This is a genomic window from Pseudomonas sp. NPDC099000 (assembly GCF_044759925.1).
In the GTDB taxonomy this organism is placed as follows: Bacteria; Pseudomonadota; Gammaproteobacteria; order Pseudomonadales; family Pseudomonadaceae; genus Aquipseudomonas.
Map to the genome: position 1 here is coordinate 36,443 of NZ_JBIWAF010000027.1, position 14,449 is coordinate 50,891.

Annotated in this window: 11 protein-coding genes, 1 tRNA gene and 1 pseudogene; 8 read left to right on the forward strand and 5 right to left on the reverse strand. The window is 60.6% G+C overall.

Annotation, left to right across the window (positions count from 1 at the left end):
- Positions 1 to 86 precede the first annotated feature (86 nt).
- Genes aldA through ACIQV9_RS23965 form a run of 4 tightly spaced genes read right to left on the reverse strand, consistent with a single transcriptional unit; the run spans position 87 to position 4,851 of the window.
- A complete protein-coding gene (gene aldA / locus ACIQV9_RS23950) occupies positions 87 to 1,520 on the reverse strand; it encodes an aldehyde dehydrogenase (protein WP_403106755.1) in 1,434 nt (477 codons plus the stop codon).
- A 19-nt stretch (positions 1,521 to 1,539) separates the two neighbouring features.
- Positions 1,540 to 2,340, reverse strand: a complete 801-nt coding sequence (locus ACIQV9_RS23955; RefSeq protein WP_403106758.1) for an aldolase/citrate lyase family protein — start codon at positions 2,338 to 2,340, stop codon at positions 1,540 to 1,542.
- A 14-nt stretch (positions 2,341 to 2,354) separates the two neighbouring features.
- Positions 2,355 to 3,539, reverse strand: coding sequence for an L-rhamnonate dehydratase (rhmD, locus tag ACIQV9_RS23960; protein ID WP_403106760.1), 1,185 nt, complete (start codon positions 3,537 to 3,539; stop codon positions 2,355 to 2,357).
- A 16-nt stretch (positions 3,540 to 3,555) separates the two neighbouring features.
- On the reverse strand, positions 3,556 to 4,851 hold the full coding sequence (locus tag ACIQV9_RS23965) for an MFS transporter (RefSeq protein ID WP_403106763.1): 1,296 nt from the start codon (positions 4,849 to 4,851) through the stop codon (positions 3,556 to 3,558).
- A 125-nt stretch (positions 4,852 to 4,976) separates the two neighbouring features.
- Here ACIQV9_RS23965 and ACIQV9_RS23970 point away from each other — a divergent pair, with 125 nt between their 5' ends.
- The 5 genes and pseudogenes from ACIQV9_RS23970 (at position 4,977) to ACIQV9_RS23990 (ending at position 11,676) form a co-directional block, all read left to right on the forward strand.
- Positions 4,977 to 5,918, forward strand: coding sequence for a LysR family transcriptional regulator (locus ACIQV9_RS23970; RefSeq protein WP_403106766.1), 942 nt, complete (start codon positions 4,977 to 4,979; stop codon positions 5,916 to 5,918).
- Positions 5,919 to 6,102: 184 nt separating this feature from the next.
- Positions 6,103 to 8,933, forward strand: a pseudogene (locus ACIQV9_RS23975) (xanthine dehydrogenase family protein molybdopterin-binding subunit).
- Positions 8,926 to 9,465, forward strand: coding sequence for a (2Fe-2S)-binding protein (locus ACIQV9_RS23980; RefSeq protein ID WP_403106769.1), 540 nt, complete (start codon positions 8,926 to 8,928; stop codon positions 9,463 to 9,465). Before ACIQV9_RS23975 ends, ACIQV9_RS23980 begins: the two are co-directional and overlap by 8 nt.
- A 2-nt stretch (positions 9,466 to 9,467) precedes the next feature.
- The gene (locus tag ACIQV9_RS23985; protein WP_403106772.1) at positions 9,468 to 10,703 is read left to right on the forward strand and encodes a c-type cytochrome; all 1,236 of its coding nucleotides are present in this window, start codon (positions 9,468 to 9,470) and stop codon (positions 10,701 to 10,703) included.
- 1 nt (position 10,704) lies between these two features.
- On the forward strand, positions 10,705 to 11,676 hold the full coding sequence (locus tag ACIQV9_RS23990; protein WP_403106775.1) for an XdhC family protein: 972 nt from the start codon (positions 10,705 to 10,707) through the stop codon (positions 11,674 to 11,676).
- 118 nt (positions 11,677 to 11,794) lie between these two features.
- Here ACIQV9_RS23990 and ACIQV9_RS23995 read toward each other — a convergent pair whose 3' ends face one another.
- A complete protein-coding gene (locus ACIQV9_RS23995; RefSeq protein WP_403106778.1) occupies positions 11,795 to 13,078 on the reverse strand; it encodes an NAD(P)/FAD-dependent oxidoreductase in 1,284 nt (427 codons plus the stop codon).
- Between the two features lie 183 nt (positions 13,079 to 13,261).
- On the opposite strand from ACIQV9_RS23995, the gene ACIQV9_RS24000 reads away from it, so the two are divergent.
- The 3 genes from ACIQV9_RS24000 to ACIQV9_RS24010 all read left to right on the forward strand — a co-directional run bounded on the left by ACIQV9_RS24000 (position 13,262) and on the right by ACIQV9_RS24010 (position 14,241).
- A tRNA-Val gene (locus tag ACIQV9_RS24000) sits at positions 13,262 to 13,338 on the forward strand.
- Positions 13,339 to 13,507: 169 nt separating this feature from the next.
- Positions 13,508 to 13,894 (forward strand): hypothetical protein, encoded by a 387-nt coding sequence (locus tag ACIQV9_RS24005; protein ID WP_403106781.1) that lies wholly within the window; start codon positions 13,508 to 13,510, stop codon positions 13,892 to 13,894.
- 152 nt (positions 13,895 to 14,046) lie between these two features.
- Positions 14,047 to 14,241, forward strand: a complete 195-nt coding sequence (locus ACIQV9_RS24010) for a hypothetical protein (protein ID WP_403106784.1) — start codon at positions 14,047 to 14,049, stop codon at positions 14,239 to 14,241.
- Positions 14,242 to 14,449 lie beyond the last annotated feature (208 nt).

The following is a 14,449-nucleotide window of genomic DNA, read 5'->3' on the forward strand; positions in this document are numbered from 1 at the left end:
TGTGTTGTTCCACAAATTGAGTGAACACCAAGAACCCTGTGGGAGCGGGCTTGCCCGCGATGGCGGCGTCAGCAACACCGCCAGGCTTAGCTTTGCAAGTAAACCGCATGCGTATGGGTGTACTCGTAAAGCCCATGCTTGCCATCCGCACCGCCAATCCCGGATTTACGCACCCCGGCATGGAAACCCTGCATGGCCTCGAAGTTCTCCCGGTTGACGTAAGTCTCGCCAAAATCCAGCTCGCGCATCGCCTGCATGGTTTTACTCAAGTCGCGGGTGTAGATCGACGAGGTCAGGCCATAGTCGCAATCGTTGGCCAGGGCGATGGCCTCGTCGAGGTCGTCGATAATCTGGATCGGCAGCACCGGGCCGAAAATCTCTTCGCGCATGATTTCCATGTCGGCGCTGCACCCGGCCAATACCGTGGGCTGGAAGTGAAAGCCGTTCGGTAGATCGGCAATCTGCCCACCGCTGATCAAATTCGCGCCCTGGCTCAACGCCGTGCGCACCTTGCGGTTGACGCTGTCCAGGCCCTGGCGGTTGATCAACGGCCCCATTTCCACATCTGGCTGAGCAATCGGATCGCCATAACGGGTCGCGCTCATTGCCGCTGCGATGCGTTCGATAAACTGATCGGCGACCTTGCGTTCGACGTACACCCGCTCGGCGCAGTTGCACACCTGGCCGCTGTTGATGATCCGCGAATCGCGGATGGCTTTTACCGCCAGGTCCAGATCGGCATCCGCCAGCACAATGGCCGGCGCCTTGCCGCCCAGTTCCAGGTTGAGTTTGGTGATGTTCGGCGCAGCGGCGGCCATGATTCGCGAACCGGTGTCGACGCTGCCGGTGAAGCTGATCATGTCCACGCCCTTGTGCGCACTGAGCGCCGCACCCACTCGGCCGTCGCCGCAAACCACGTTGAACACGCCGGGCGGCAGATCGGTTTCGGCCACCAGCCGGGCGAATTCGAAGCAGTTGTTCGGGGTTTCTTCACTGGGTTTGATCACGATGGTATTGCCGGTCAGCAGGGCCGGGGCCATCTTGCGGGCGATCAGGAAGAACGGAAAATTCCACGGCAGAATCCCGGCGACTACGCCCAGCGGTTTGCGGAACAGAAAGATGTTTTCGTTCTGCCGGTCACTGGTGATGATTTCGCCTTCGATGCGCCGGGCCCACTCGGCCATGTAGTCGAGGTAGTCGGCGGTGAAATTGACTTCCACCTCCGCCAGACCGCTGACCTTGCCTTGTTCCAGGGTGATGGTGCGCGCCAAGTGCTGGACGTTCTCCCGCAGTTTGGCGGCGATCCGGCGCAGATGCCCGGCGCGTTCAATCGCCGGTTTGCGCGACCAGTCTTTTTGCGCGGCGCGCGCGGCGGCGAGGCCGCGGTCGACGTCTTCGGCCGTCGAGGCCGGGACTTTCGACAGCACGACACCGGTGGCCGGGTTGATCACGTCAAGATGGGCAGCGCTGGCCACGAACTGGCCGTTGATGAAGTTTTCGTAGACAGGCACGGACGACATGGGGCGACTCCTTGGCTGATCAATAGGTGCGCGACGGCGCGTGCTCGGTGGTCGGTGTGCGATAGCGCGCGAGGGTGGCCATGGCGCTTTGGCGCAGCAGGCTGATGTCGATGGCCACCGCAATGAACTGGCAACCCCAGCTCTGATAGCGGCGCGCGTCCTCTTCGTTCGGCGCGAGAATGCCGCAAGCCTTGCCGGCTGCGAGCGTCGCTTTCACCGCGTGCTGGATGCGTTCTTGAACCTCAGGATGACCCGGGTTGCCGGCATGCCCGAGGCCGATGGACAAATCCGCCGGGCCGATAAACACCGCGTCGACACCTTCGACGGCGGCGATTGCTTCGACGTTTTCCACACCCGTGCGCGATTCCACTTGGACGATCAGGCACAGCTGCTCATGGGCGGTGTTCAGGTAGTCCGGCACGCCGTCCCAGCGCGTGGCGCGGGTCAAACCGCCACCGACGCCACGAATGCCGTGCGGCGGATAGCGCATCGCGCGTACCAGCGCTGCCGCCTGCTCGGCGGTTTCGACCATCGGGATCATCAAGGTTTGCGCGCCGATATCCAGCAGTTGCTTGATCAGGTTGGCATCGCCCGTCACCGCACGCACGACAGGCGCAGTGGCGTAGGGCGCCACCGCCTGCAATTGCGCGAGCACGCCGGGCACGGTGTTCGGTGCGTGTTCACCGTCGATCAGCATCCAGTCGTAACCGGTGGTGGCGACGATCTCGGCGGCGTAGCCGGTGGCGAAACCGGCCCAGATACCGTACTGGGTCGCAGGGTTTTTCAGCGCGGCCTTGAAAGCGTTGTGAGGCGTGTTCATGGCAGGGTCCTTTCTCAGCGGTTATACGGCCGATGCAGTTGGCATTCCGGGTTGAGCGTCACGCCGAAACCTGGCTGGTCGAGTGCCGACAGGCGCATGCGACCGTTCACCGGCACCGGTTCGCCGAGCAATTGCGGATGGAACATCGGCACCACTTCATCGGCCTTCGGCGCCATCATCAGGAACTCGGCGCACGGGCTGTTATGCCGGGTGGCGACGAAGTGATAGCTGTAGACCGAAGATCCGTGGGGAATGACCAGGGCGTTGTGCGCGTCGGCCAGGGCGGAAATCTTCACCAGCTCGGTGATCCCGCCGCACCAGCCAACGTCTGGCTGGATGATGTCGCAGCAGCCCATTTCCAGAAGCATGCGGAAGCCCCAGCGGGTGGCTTCGTGCTCACCGGTGGTCACCAGCATGCCTTTGGGCACGTTGTTGCGCAGGGCCGCGTAGCCCCAGTAATCGTCCGGCGGCAGGGCTTCTTCGATCCACTTCAAGCCATATTCGTGGGCGCCGACCGCCAGCTTGGTCGCGTAGTTGAGGTCCAGGCTCATCCAGCAATCGAGCATCAGCCAGAAGTCCGGGCCGACGCGTTCGCGCATGGTCGCCAGTTCTTCGAGGTTCTTGCGCAGGCCTTCCTCACCTTCGGCCGGGCCGTGGTGCAACGGCATCTTGCCGCCAATGAAACCCATTTTCTGCGCCAGGTCCGGACGGGCGCCGGTGGCGTAGAACTGTAATTCGTCGCGCACCGCACCGCCGAGCAATTGGTGCACCGGCTCTTTGCGGATCTTGCCGAGCAAGTCCCACAACGCCAGGTCGACGCCGGAGATCGTATTGATCACGATGCCTTTGCGACCGTAATACAGCGTCGATTGGTACATCTGGTCCCAGATTTTTTCGATGTCGGTAACCCGTGCGCCTTCGAGGAAACGCGCCAGATGCTTCTCAACGATATAGGCGGCAGGCTCGCCACCGGTGGTCACGGCAAAACCGACCGTGCCGTCACTGGCTTCGATCTCGACCACCAGCGTGCCGAGCACGTTAATGCCGAAGGTGCGGCGGCTCTGACGGTACTCGGGGTATTTGCTCATCGGCGTGGCAATGTGATCGTCGATCCAGTGACCGTCCGCCTGATCGTGATAATCCGCGCCGCCGCCTCTCAACGTGAAGGCGCGGACGTGCTTGATGGTTGGAATGCCCATGGTGTGACTCCTCAGGTTAAACGGTGGCCGGTGTGTTGGAAGGCTTCTGGACGGGTGAGCGAATGCCCAGGACCAGCAACGCGGCGATGACGGTGGTGCCGGCCAGCACGTACAAGCCTGCGGCCGGTGAATGGAAGGCGCCTTCGGCCCAGTTCTTCAGGACCGGGGCGATGAAGCCGCCGAGGGCGCCGAATGAGTTGATCAAGGCGATCCCGGCTGCAGCGGCGCTGCCGGCGAGGTAGCTGGAAGGGAAGGTCCAGAACACCGGTTGCACGGCGATGAAGCCGGAAGCGGCGAAGCACAGGGCGACGATGCCGAGGAAGGGGCTGGCGAAGGTCACCGAGCAGGCGATCCCGGCTGCCGACATCAGCAACGTCAGGCAGGCGGTGCGGCGACGTTCGCCGGTGCGGTCGCTGTAGCCGGGGATCAGGTACGCCGCGACTATCGCGCAGATCCATGGAATCGCCGTGACCAGTCCGACCATCAGCCCGACCTTGGTGCCCAACAGTCCGCCGACTTGGGTCGGCAGATAAAACACCACGCCGTAGACGCTGGCCTGAATCAGCAGATAAATCAGGCACAAGTACAGGACTGAGGGTTGGCACAGCACGTTAAGCAGGCTGCGGCCGTGGTTCTGTTTGTGGCTGTCTTCTTGATCGAGGATGCCTTGCACTTGCTGGCGTTCTTCAACCGTCAGCCACTTCGCATCGGCCGGGCGATTGTCCAGATACCAATAGGCCCAGACGCCCACAGCAGTCGCCATCAAACCTTCCACCGCAAACAGCCACTGCCAGCCGTGGAAACCGGCAAAGCCATCCATTTCCAGCAGCAGACCGGACAGCGGGCTGCCGAAGATGAACGCCAGCGGCGCGCCGAAGTAAAAGAAGCCCATGGCTTTGCCGCGCGCGGCGCTGGGGAACCAGTAGGTGAGGTAGAGGATGACCCCGGGGAAGAAACCGGCTTCGGCTACGCCCAGCAAAAAGCGCAGGACGTAGAAAGTGGTTTCGTTGTGGGCGAAGACCATGGCGGCGGAGACCAGGCCCCAGGTGACCATGATCCGGCACATCCAGAGGCGGGCGCCGACGCGGTGCAGGATCAGATTGCTCGGCACTTCAAGCAGCGCGTACCCGACGAAGAACACCCCGGCGCCAAAGGCAAAGGCAGCGTCGCTGATGTTGGTGTCGGCTTGAAAGGCTTGCTTGGCGAACCCGACGTTGGCGCGGTCGAGGAAGGCCATGATGTACATCAGCAGCAGGAAGGGGAGCAGCCGCCAGGAAATTTTGGCGAGCAGAGGCGCAGGTAGAGTCTTCATCGCAGTTTTCCTTTGGTAGGGCATTTGTTCTTATGGGAAAGACTGTACGGCCGGGGATCGATGCGTTACAAATCGAATCTAGCTCACAACTGATACCCTTAGGGTATCGATACAAAAGGCCCGTCATGACCACGCCGATCATCTCCCGCAGCCTGCTCAACCGCCTGCGCTACAAGCATTTGCACATGCTGGTGACGCTGAGCAGCAGTCAGAACCTGCACCGCGCCTCGCAAAGCCTGAACATGTCGCAACCGGCGGCGACCCGAATGCTCCATGAGATTGAAGACATGTTCGGCTGCGATCTGTTCGAGCGCCTGCCGCGCGGCATGCGGCCGACGGCGCTGGGCAGTGAGTTGATTCGTTTCGCCGAATCCGCCCTCAGCGGCCTCGACCGCTGCGCCGAAGACCTGATCGCGCGGCAGCAGGGCGGTTACGGTTATCTGTCCATCGGCACCATCATGGGCGCCGCACCGGACCTGGTGATGGATTCGATTGCCGAAATCAAGGCGCTCAATCCGCAGTTGCGCATTCGCATCATGGGCGACACCAGCGACCAGGTGATCCAGCTCCTGGAACAGGGCCGCATCGACCTCGCCATCGCCCGCCGCAACGCTGCCACCGACAGTGAACATTACGAGTTTGAACAGCTGGGTAACGAACGGCTGCTGGTCGTGGTTCACGCGGGTCATCCCTTGGTGCAACGGGAAACACTCGAACTCTCGGAACTGGTCAGCGGCTGGCCGTGGATCCTGCAGCCGGAAACCAGTCCGGCGCGCATCGGGCTGGATCAGGCCTTGCAGCGCCTGGCCTTGCCGACACCCGCCGACATCATCGAATGCAGTTCGGTGTATTCGATGCAGCAACTGATTCAACTGACCGACGCAATCATGGTGCTCTCGGAAACCGCGTTGCGCGACTACCTGAAAATGGGTCTGGTGGTGGCGCTGCCGGTGGAGCTGGATGTGCAACTGGCACCGTTCGGATTGTTGCTGCGCAAGGGCGAACACATCAGCCGGGAGTTGGGTTTGTTTATCGATTTACTCCGCCGAAAAGCGGCGGCTTTTTGATTCTTTGGTCAGATTTTTGTTACCGGTTGTTTTCTAAAAGAACATAAATCTATAAAGTTAACCTTTCGGTCAGCTTTGCACTGTCAACACAGCCCTTTGCCTCGTCAAAAAGGGCTTCTGCAAGACTCGAGATCCCCAGAACATAACCAGAAGGGCGGACCCATAACCGCCCAGAGGATGATCCATGTCCAACCGTGAAATATCCCGGCGCTCGTTCCTTCAGGGCGGGCTGGTGGCGGGTGTGAGCGTGACGCTCACGCCGCTCAGCAGTCAGGCGCTGGCGGCCTTGATGGAAAACAGCGTGACCGTGCCGTCCGAGCAATGGCTCGGCAACAACGGCAAGGCGCGCTCGCGTAACGATGCCTTGTCCAAGGTCTGCGGCAGCAAAGTCTTTGCCCGTGACATCCGTGCCAAGGACATGCCGGGCTGGCCGCAGCAACAAGGCCACGCCATGTTGCTGAAAACCACCAAGGCCGATCGCATTTATGCCGGTTACGACCTGACGTGGCTCGGCGCCGAGTTGCAGCCGGACCGCATCGTCACCGCCGCTGACCTGGACAAGGACGGCATCGTCTTCCCGGAAGAACACGCGCCCGATCCGCTGCTGCCGGAAGGCAAGGTGCCAATGTTCATCGGGCACCCGGTGGCGATCCTGATCTGGAACGACTTCGAACGCTTCCGCCAAGCCAAGGCCAAGCTCAAATTCAATGACAAAGCGATTCGTTACGGCGCCCAGGTGCCTTTCTACGAAGGCGACCCCTACGGCAGCTTCCGCTATGTTCGGGTGGGCGGCGCGACCTCGGCGGACGAAGACGAATTCGCCAGCCTCAAGGATTCGATCCTGTTTCCGATGCTGCGCAATCGGCGTCCGGTATGGAATTCCCAGCCGAACCTGCACGGCAACCTGACCGAGCGCGGGCTGTTTTACGCCGAGCGCATGAAGCAGCAGATCGACACGCCGCCAGACAACTGGCTGGTGTTCGACGAGCGTTACAAAACCCCTTCGATCGAACCCGCCGCCATGGAGCCGGACAACGGCAACGGCTGGTACGACCCGGCGACCAAGACCTTGCATTTCGTCGTTGCCACCCAGTGCCCGCTGGAAACCGCGACCGAGACCGCGAAGATGATCGCGCCGTCGCGTTTCGGCCTGGCCAACTTGAACATGCACCCGGGCTACACCGTCGGTTATGGCTCCAAAGACCACAACATTTTCGTGTACTACGCGGCGCTTGCGGCGTTGTACGGTGCCGGTGTGCCGGTGCGTCTGGCCAACGATCGCTACGAGCAGTTCCAGAGCGGCATCAAGCGCCATCCGTTCGACATCCGCTACCAACTGGCGGTGGACAAGACTGATCACAGCTTCAAGATTTTCCGCGCCGAGATGAACGTCGACGGCGGCGGGCGGATCAACTACAGCCCTTCCGTAGCAGCGGTTGGTGCCACGGCGGCGCAGTCGATCTACTACATGCCGCAGAACGACTGCAGGTCACCGCCTACCATTCCCGCGCCGTTGAAGCCGGGTCGATGCGCGGTTACGGCACGCTGCAAAGCATGGCCTCGACCGAGATGATGGTCGATGAAATCGCCGGTCGCCTCGGCATCGACGCCATCGATCTGCGCAAGAAAAACGCCATGCGCTCGGGGATGAAAAACACCCAGGGCGCGGTGCCGGCAGGTGCCCTGCGCCTGCACGAGATTCTCGACAAGGCGGCCGTGCACGAAGTCTGGAAAAACCGCGACGCAATCAAGAAACAGCGCGAAGCCCAAGACCCGGATAACTGGTACGGCGTTGGTTTTGCCATCTGCCAGAAAGACTTCGGCACCGGTTCCGAAGCGCCGATGGCCAGCATCGAATTCACCGTTGATGGGCACATCACCCTGCGCCACATTGGCATCGAAATCGGCACCGGCATGTCCACCTCGCAGGCCTTGGTCGTGGCCGATTTTCTCGGCGTCCCGGCGACTGAAGTGAAGACCGGCGAGACCGAATGGAAAGAGTTGCAGCTGATCACCGGCGGCAACCCGTACATCATGAGCCAGGCCGAACAGGACAATTTTCTGCGCAATCCGCGCTGGGTCGGCAAGCTCGCGTCGGCCTCGTCGGCGACCAACTCCGCCTACTACTTCAGCCACGCCACCCGTGAAGCGGCGCGTGTGCTGTTCAACCACGGATTGTGGCCGGCGGCATTGCAGATCTGGGGCCAGGGCCCTTACGGCGGCCAGGCCAACCCGTATGTGGTGCGCCGCGAAGATGCGCATTGGGTCGACGGCAGACTCACCGCCAACGGCATGCAGCCGCTGAGCTTCGAACAGCTGGCCAAGCATGCACACGAAAAAGGCCTGGTGACCGGCGCGACCGTGCACGGTTTCAACCGCTGGAGCTGGGCCGAGGCCGAGTTCAGCATCGACGGCGTGCGCGAACGTCTGCCGCTGGATGGCCTGGCGGTCAAGTACGGTGACGGCGCTCCGAGCGTGAAAAAGGCGCAGATGAAAAGCGCCGGTTTCCATTTGCTGGATCGCCAGAGCGTGCATTACCCGGACACCCAGTTGAACAACGCGGCGGTGACTTACTACAGCCCGGTCGCGACGCTGGTGGAATTGAAAGTGAACAAGGGGTCCGCCGAAGTGCAAGTGCTCAACCACCACTCGTGGGTCGAGTGCGGTCGGGTGCTGGTGGAAGAGCTGGTCAAGGGCCAGCTCGAAGGCGGGATCGCCATGGGCATCGGCCATGCGCTGATGGAAGAGATGCCGCTGTACGAAGGCGGGCCGGGGGAGGGCGACTGGAATTTCAACCGCTACCGCTTGCCGATGGCGCGGCACGTGGCGGTCTGGACGCAGACGGCCGAGATCCTCCCGCCGCTGTCGCCGAGCGATCCATCCAAGGGCATCGCCGAAGTGGTGATGATCCCGGTGGTCGGCGCCATCGGTAACGCCGTGGCGCACGCCATCGGAAAACGGGTCCGCGACCTGCCTATCACTTCTGCACGCATCAAGGAGGCCCTCAATGCCTAACCGTCCGCTTCAACTGACCCTCAACGGTCAATCCGTCGGCCCGGTGGACATCCCTGATGACCTGCCGATGATCGACTACCTGCACGAATACAAAAACCTCACCGGCTCGCGTCTGGGCTGCGGCCAAGGCATCTGCCACGCCTGCGTGGTGATCGTCGATAACCCCGACGGCACCAGCGAAGAAGTGCGCACCTGCATCACCGGCGCGCATTATTTTGAAGGCAAAAAAGTGCGGACCATTGAAGGCCACGCGACCCGCGATGAGCAGGGCCAGGTCATCGAACTCAATCCGATTCAACAGCGCTTTGTCGATGAATTCGCCTTCCAGTGCAGCTACTGCGCGCCGGGTTTTGTGAACGCAGCGACGGTGTTGGTGGAGAAGCTGCAACGTCAGCCCATCGTCAAAAGCCATCTGGAAAAAGTCATTGAGGACAGCCTCGGTCACCACATTTGCCGCTGCACCGGCTACGTGCGGTATTACAGCGCGACGCGCAACGTGCTGACCGATCTCGGTCTGGTCAAGGAGGGTTAAGCATGAAGCATTTACTGTCCCGCCTGACGTTGGCGGTTGGTCTGGCTGCGCCTGTGTTGCTGGCACATGCGGATGATCAGGTGGTTCGTGGTGCTTATCTCGCCCGCGCCGCCGATTGCGTGGCCTGCCACACCGCGCCGGGTGGCGCACCGTATGCGGGTGGGCTGCCGATCGTCTCGCCGTTCGGCACGATCTACGGCACCAATATCACCCCGAGCAAAGAGCACGGCATCGGTTTGTACAACGATGACGAATTCTTCGCCGCGCTCACCGAGGGCAAGCGTCGCGATGGCGCGAACCTGTATCCGGCGATGCCTTACACCTCGTATCACCTGATGCCGCGCGCAGATTCCGACGCGATTCACGCCTACCTGAAAACCGTTGAGCCGATCGAGCGGGCAGCACCGGTCACGAGCCTGAGCTTTCCGTTCAACGTGCGCCTGGGCTTGATGGGCTGGAACACGCTCTACGGCAAGGACGTGAAGCTGGAATCGGCCGAAGGCAAAAGCGAAGCCTGGAAGCGTGGCCAATATATGGTCGACGTGCTCGGTCACTGCGGCGAATGCCACACCCCGCGCGGCTTGCCGGGCGCGATGCAGCAGGACAAGCGCATGACCGGCGGCCTGCTCAACGGCTACCTGGCGCCAAGCTTGCTGGCCAATGACCTGGCCGCGCGCGGCTGGAATCATCAGGACCTGAGCTCGTTCCTCAAGCATGGCATGAGCGCCCAGGGCACGATGTTCAACGAGATGTTCCCGGTGTTCCACAACAGCACCCAAGGCCTCAATGACCCGGACCTGGCGGCGATGGCGACCTTCCTGCTCGGCGATCAACCGCCAGCGGCCAAGGTGCTGACCGATGTGCCGTTGGACAAGCTCAGTGCCAGCGCCCAACGCGGTCGTCAGGATTACCTGAACGTCTGCGCCGGATGCCACGCGGTCGGCGGCGAGGGCAAGCCGCACATTGCCGTGGCCATGCGCGGCAACACCACGCTGCGCCTGGAAGATCCGCGCAACCTGGTGCGGGTGATCGACGACGGCATCGGCGAGCAGAAATTTGCCGGGTTCGAACACATGCAACCGATGCCGGGGTTCGCCGAGAAGCTCAGCCACGAGCAACTCACCGATTTGCTGAACTACCTGCGTCAGGGCTGGGGTGGACAGTCGGGTGATCTGGCGGTGAGCGACGTGCAGACGTTGCGGGCCGATGCGCCGCCGCTCGAGCACAAGGCGCACTGACATGCAGCATCTCGATCTGCAAGTCGTGCGACGGGCGCTGGAATGGTCGATGGCCGGCCAGCGCATCTGGCTGTGCACGGTGCTCGCCACTTATGGCTCGGCGCCGCGCGCGCCGGGCTCATTGCTGGCGGTGAACAGCGGCGGGCATTGGATTGGCTCGCTGTCCGGCGGTTGCGTCGAGGAAGACTTTCTCGAACGCGTCGCCGAGGGGGTGTTCCTCGATGCGGTCAGCGTCGTTCGATATGGCGAAGGCGATGATCCGCGTTCGCGGGTGAGCCTGCCCTGTGGCGGCGTGCTCGATGTGTTGGTGGAGAAGCTGGAATCTGGATGTGAGGTTCAAGCTCATCTGCGGGAACTGGCGTCGGCGTTGCTCGGCCAGCGTCGGCTGATCCGCGAGGTCGATCTGGCCAGCGGTGCGCGTAGCCTGTTCGCTGACCGTGAGCAGGGCGTGCGTATCGAACGTGAGATTGATCGGGTACGCATGCGGATCGGCGCGGCTCAGCGATTGCTGTTGGCGGGGTATTCCAGCGTCGCCCAGGCGTGTGCAGAGTTTGCGGTTGGCCTGGGGTTCGAGGTGATTCTCTGTGATCCGCGCGACGAAGTGCTGGAAGGGGTCGTGCTGGAGAACGTCGAGATTCGTCGTCAATTGCCCTCGGTGTTCATTGCTGACGGCGGCTGCCACAGCGACACCGCGGTAGTGGCCTTGACTCACGATCCGCGCATCGATGACCTGGCGATGATGGAAGCCGTGCGCACCGAGGCGTTTTACATCGGGGTGATGGGCTCGATGCAGACCTCGCAGAAGCGCTTCGAGCGGTTGCGCAGGATTGGTGGTCTGGGAGACGCGGAGTTGGCGCGGATTCATGCGCCCATCGGGTTGAACCTTGGCAGCAAGACCCCAGCGGAAATTGCCCTCGCCGTACTCGCCGACATCCTGCGAATCCGTAGCGGCATAGCGCGGGATCGGCTCTAAAGCCATGCGCTGATCCCTGTGGGAGCCGGGCTTGCCCGCGATGAGGCCATCACATTCGATATCTGTGTTGACTGACCCTCCGCGATCGCGAGCACCCGCAATCGTTTTGCAGTGTCGGTCAGTACCCGAACTTGTCCCGCAACCCGTAGTACCACGCACCCAGCGCAGCAAACGGTGTACGCAGTAATTGCCCACCCGGGAACGGGTAGTGCGGCAGGTCCGCAAACGCGTCGAAACGCTCAGCCTGGCCACGCAGCGCTTCGGCCAGCACCTTGCCCGCCAAGTGCGTGTACGTTACGCCGTGGCCGCTGCAACCCTGGGAATAGTAGATGTTGTCGCCGATCCGTCCGACTTGAGGAAGGCGCGACAGGGTCAGCAGGAAATTGCCGGTCCAGGCGTAATCGATCTTCACGTCCTTGAGCTGAGGGAACGCCTTGAGCATCTTCGGCCGGATGATCGCTTCGATGTTCGCCGGATCCCGCGCGCCATAGACAACACCGCCGCCGAAGACCAGGCGCTTGTCGCCGGTCAGGCGGTAGTAATCGAGCAGGTAATTGCAGTCCTCGACGCAGTAATCCTGCGGTAACAGGCGCTTGGCCAATTCATCGCCTAACGGCTCGGTGGTAATCACCTGGGTTCCGCAGGGCATCGACTTGGCGGCCAGCTCCGGCACCAGATTACCGAGATAAGCATTGCCGGCCACAATAATGAACTTGGCCCTGACCTTGCCCTGTGGCGTATGCACCACCGGATTCGCGCCGCGCTCAATGCGGACCGCCGGCGACTGCTCATAAATCGTGCCGCCCAGCGATTCGACCGCCGCCGCTTCGCCCAACGCCAGGTTGAGCGGATGAATGTGCCCACCGCTCATGTCGAGCATGCCGCCGACGTATTGATCGCAGGCCACCACTTCACGGATACGCTTTTGATCCAGCAACTCAAGCTGCGTATGACCAAAACGTTCCCACAGGCGTTTCTGCGATTCCAGATGGCCCAACTGCTTGGCAGTGATGGCGGCGAACACGCCACCGTCCTTCAAGTCGCACTGGATATTATATTTGGCGACCCGCTCACGAATGATCCGCCCGCCCTCAAACGCCATTTGCCCCAGCAACTGAGCCTGCTTGGGACCGACACTGCGCTCGATCACATCAATGTCGCGGCTATAACTGTTAACGATCTGGCCGCCGTTACGGCCCGACGCACCAAAACCCACCTTGGAGGCTTCCAGTACCATTACCTTGAAACCGTTCTCCAGCAAAAACAGGGCAGAGGACAGACCGGTGTAGCCGGCGCCGATCACACAGACATCAGTCTCTACGTCATCCTGCAACGCCGGGCGCGGTGGAACCGCATTGGCTGACGCGGCGTAATAGGATTCGGGGTAGGGGGTGTTCGCCATCCGGCTGCCTCTGTTTAATATATTTTACGAGTGCATCGATCCTACCCGAGTTAAAAATCGACCGCCAGCCACCGGAAAATCTTCTTAACCGCCGCGAAATTAAATATTTTGCATATTCATAGGGTTAGCTCGAAAAAAGGTGTTGACACCCATCCGGAATTCCGTAGAATGCCGCCTCACAGCAGGCACGTAGCTCAGTTGGTTAGAGCACCACCTTGACATGGTGGGGGTCGTTGGTTCGAGTCCAATCGCGCCTACCAAACAAAATCCGCTCTGCTGGGCGGTCTAGAAGGGCTCACCGAAAGGTGAGCCCTTTTTTGTTGTCTGCGATTTGCAAAACCCCACTCAAAACGCCAACTCGAAATGCCGTCCCATTAGGGGTGTGCTACAAAGCCCGCACATCTCAAGCCGTTGAAAGGACGCTTCGCTGTGGGTCGATATCTTTTTTTTGTTTTGTTGCTTCCGCTAGGCTCAGCGTCTGCGTTCGAGACCGATCCCGCAATAAACAGTTTCTCGAATGAGCTTACTGACTGCGCCGGCTTCTATTTGATCTCATCCAGGTCCGTTCGGGCGCAACCGGAACTGGCTGAGCAGAAAAAACAGGCGGCGGTCAGTGCTTTAGCTTTTGCCAAAGAGCTCATTAATGAGGACATGATTCGAGTCAAAACGGAAAAGGCGATCAAATCAATGCTTGAAGAGGTCAATGGTGACGCCGTGAAATGGTCGAATTTGATAAAGAAATACTCGGCTAAATGCGATGAAATCGTGGCGAACCCGGGGAAGCGAGCGGATTACTGGTTTAAAAAGCCGGATTGATCAATTGTGCATGCCTGCTCTCTCGATGACCCTTGGGCTCTGTCATCTTTTCCTGGCAGCAAAGCTCACGGCGGTCCGCAAGTTTTCAGTGACGTGGAAACCAGCAATTCAGGCGTAAACTGGCGGAGCTACCTCACCAAAAGGAGCCGCATATGATCGCTGACCAAATGAACAAACAGGCGTCCGAGGACAAGGCTGTTTGGGATCAATACTTCTGCGCTGCGTTGATTGCGGAAAGCAACCTGACGGCCCCGGTTGTAGGAGGGGCTACTCACGAGGACAGGCAAAACCTGTTGATCGAAAGAGCCAAGGCGCTCGCTGACAAAATGATGGAAAGCAGAAAATAACCATAGCCCAGCCATCGTGCTGGGCTTTCTGTTTGGCGCTTTGAAAAAATGTCAGCTACGTATTGATATAGAGTGATTTGACCAAGGTCCACAGAAATAGTGTGGATATTTAATCACTTAGAAAATTAATTAACCGAACGGTCCTCAAAATATATTGTTACAAGTGTCGGTTTTAGGTAAGATTGCTTCGCGTTCACCACCACGGTTT

What these genes read in the sequence shown, in the direction of transcription:
- aldA (WP_403106755.1), bottom strand. Translation starts at nt 1,520, where the DNA reads ATGTCGTCCGTGCCTGTCTACGAAAACTTCATCAACGGCCAGTTCGTG.
- ACIQV9_RS23955 (WP_403106758.1), bottom strand. Translation starts at nt 2,340, where the DNA reads ATGAACACGCCTCACAACGCTTTCAAGGCCGCGCTGAAAAACCCTGCG.
- rhmD (WP_403106760.1), bottom strand. Translation starts at nt 3,539, where the DNA reads ATGGGCATTCCAACCATCAAGCACGTCCGCGCCTTCACGTTGAGAGGC.
- ACIQV9_RS23965 (WP_403106763.1), bottom strand. Translation starts at nt 4,851, where the DNA reads ATGAAGACTCTACCTGCGCCTCTGCTCGCCAAAATTTCCTGGCGGCTG.
- ACIQV9_RS23970 (WP_403106766.1), top strand. Translation starts at nt 4,977, where the DNA reads ATGACCACGCCGATCATCTCCCGCAGCCTGCTCAACCGCCTGCGCTAC.
- ACIQV9_RS23980 (WP_403106769.1), top strand. Translation starts at nt 8,926, where the DNA reads ATGCCTAACCGTCCGCTTCAACTGACCCTCAACGGTCAATCCGTCGGC.
- ACIQV9_RS23985 (WP_403106772.1), top strand. Translation starts at nt 9,468, where the DNA reads ATGAAGCATTTACTGTCCCGCCTGACGTTGGCGGTTGGTCTGGCTGCG.
- ACIQV9_RS23990 (WP_403106775.1), top strand. Translation starts at nt 10,705, where the DNA reads ATGCAGCATCTCGATCTGCAAGTCGTGCGACGGGCGCTGGAATGGTCG.
- ACIQV9_RS23995 (WP_403106778.1), bottom strand. Translation starts at nt 13,078, where the DNA reads ATGGCGAACACCCCCTACCCCGAATCCTATTACGCCGCGTCAGCCAAT.
- ACIQV9_RS24010 (WP_403106784.1), top strand. Translation starts at nt 14,047, where the DNA reads ATGATCGCTGACCAAATGAACAAACAGGCGTCCGAGGACAAGGCTGTT.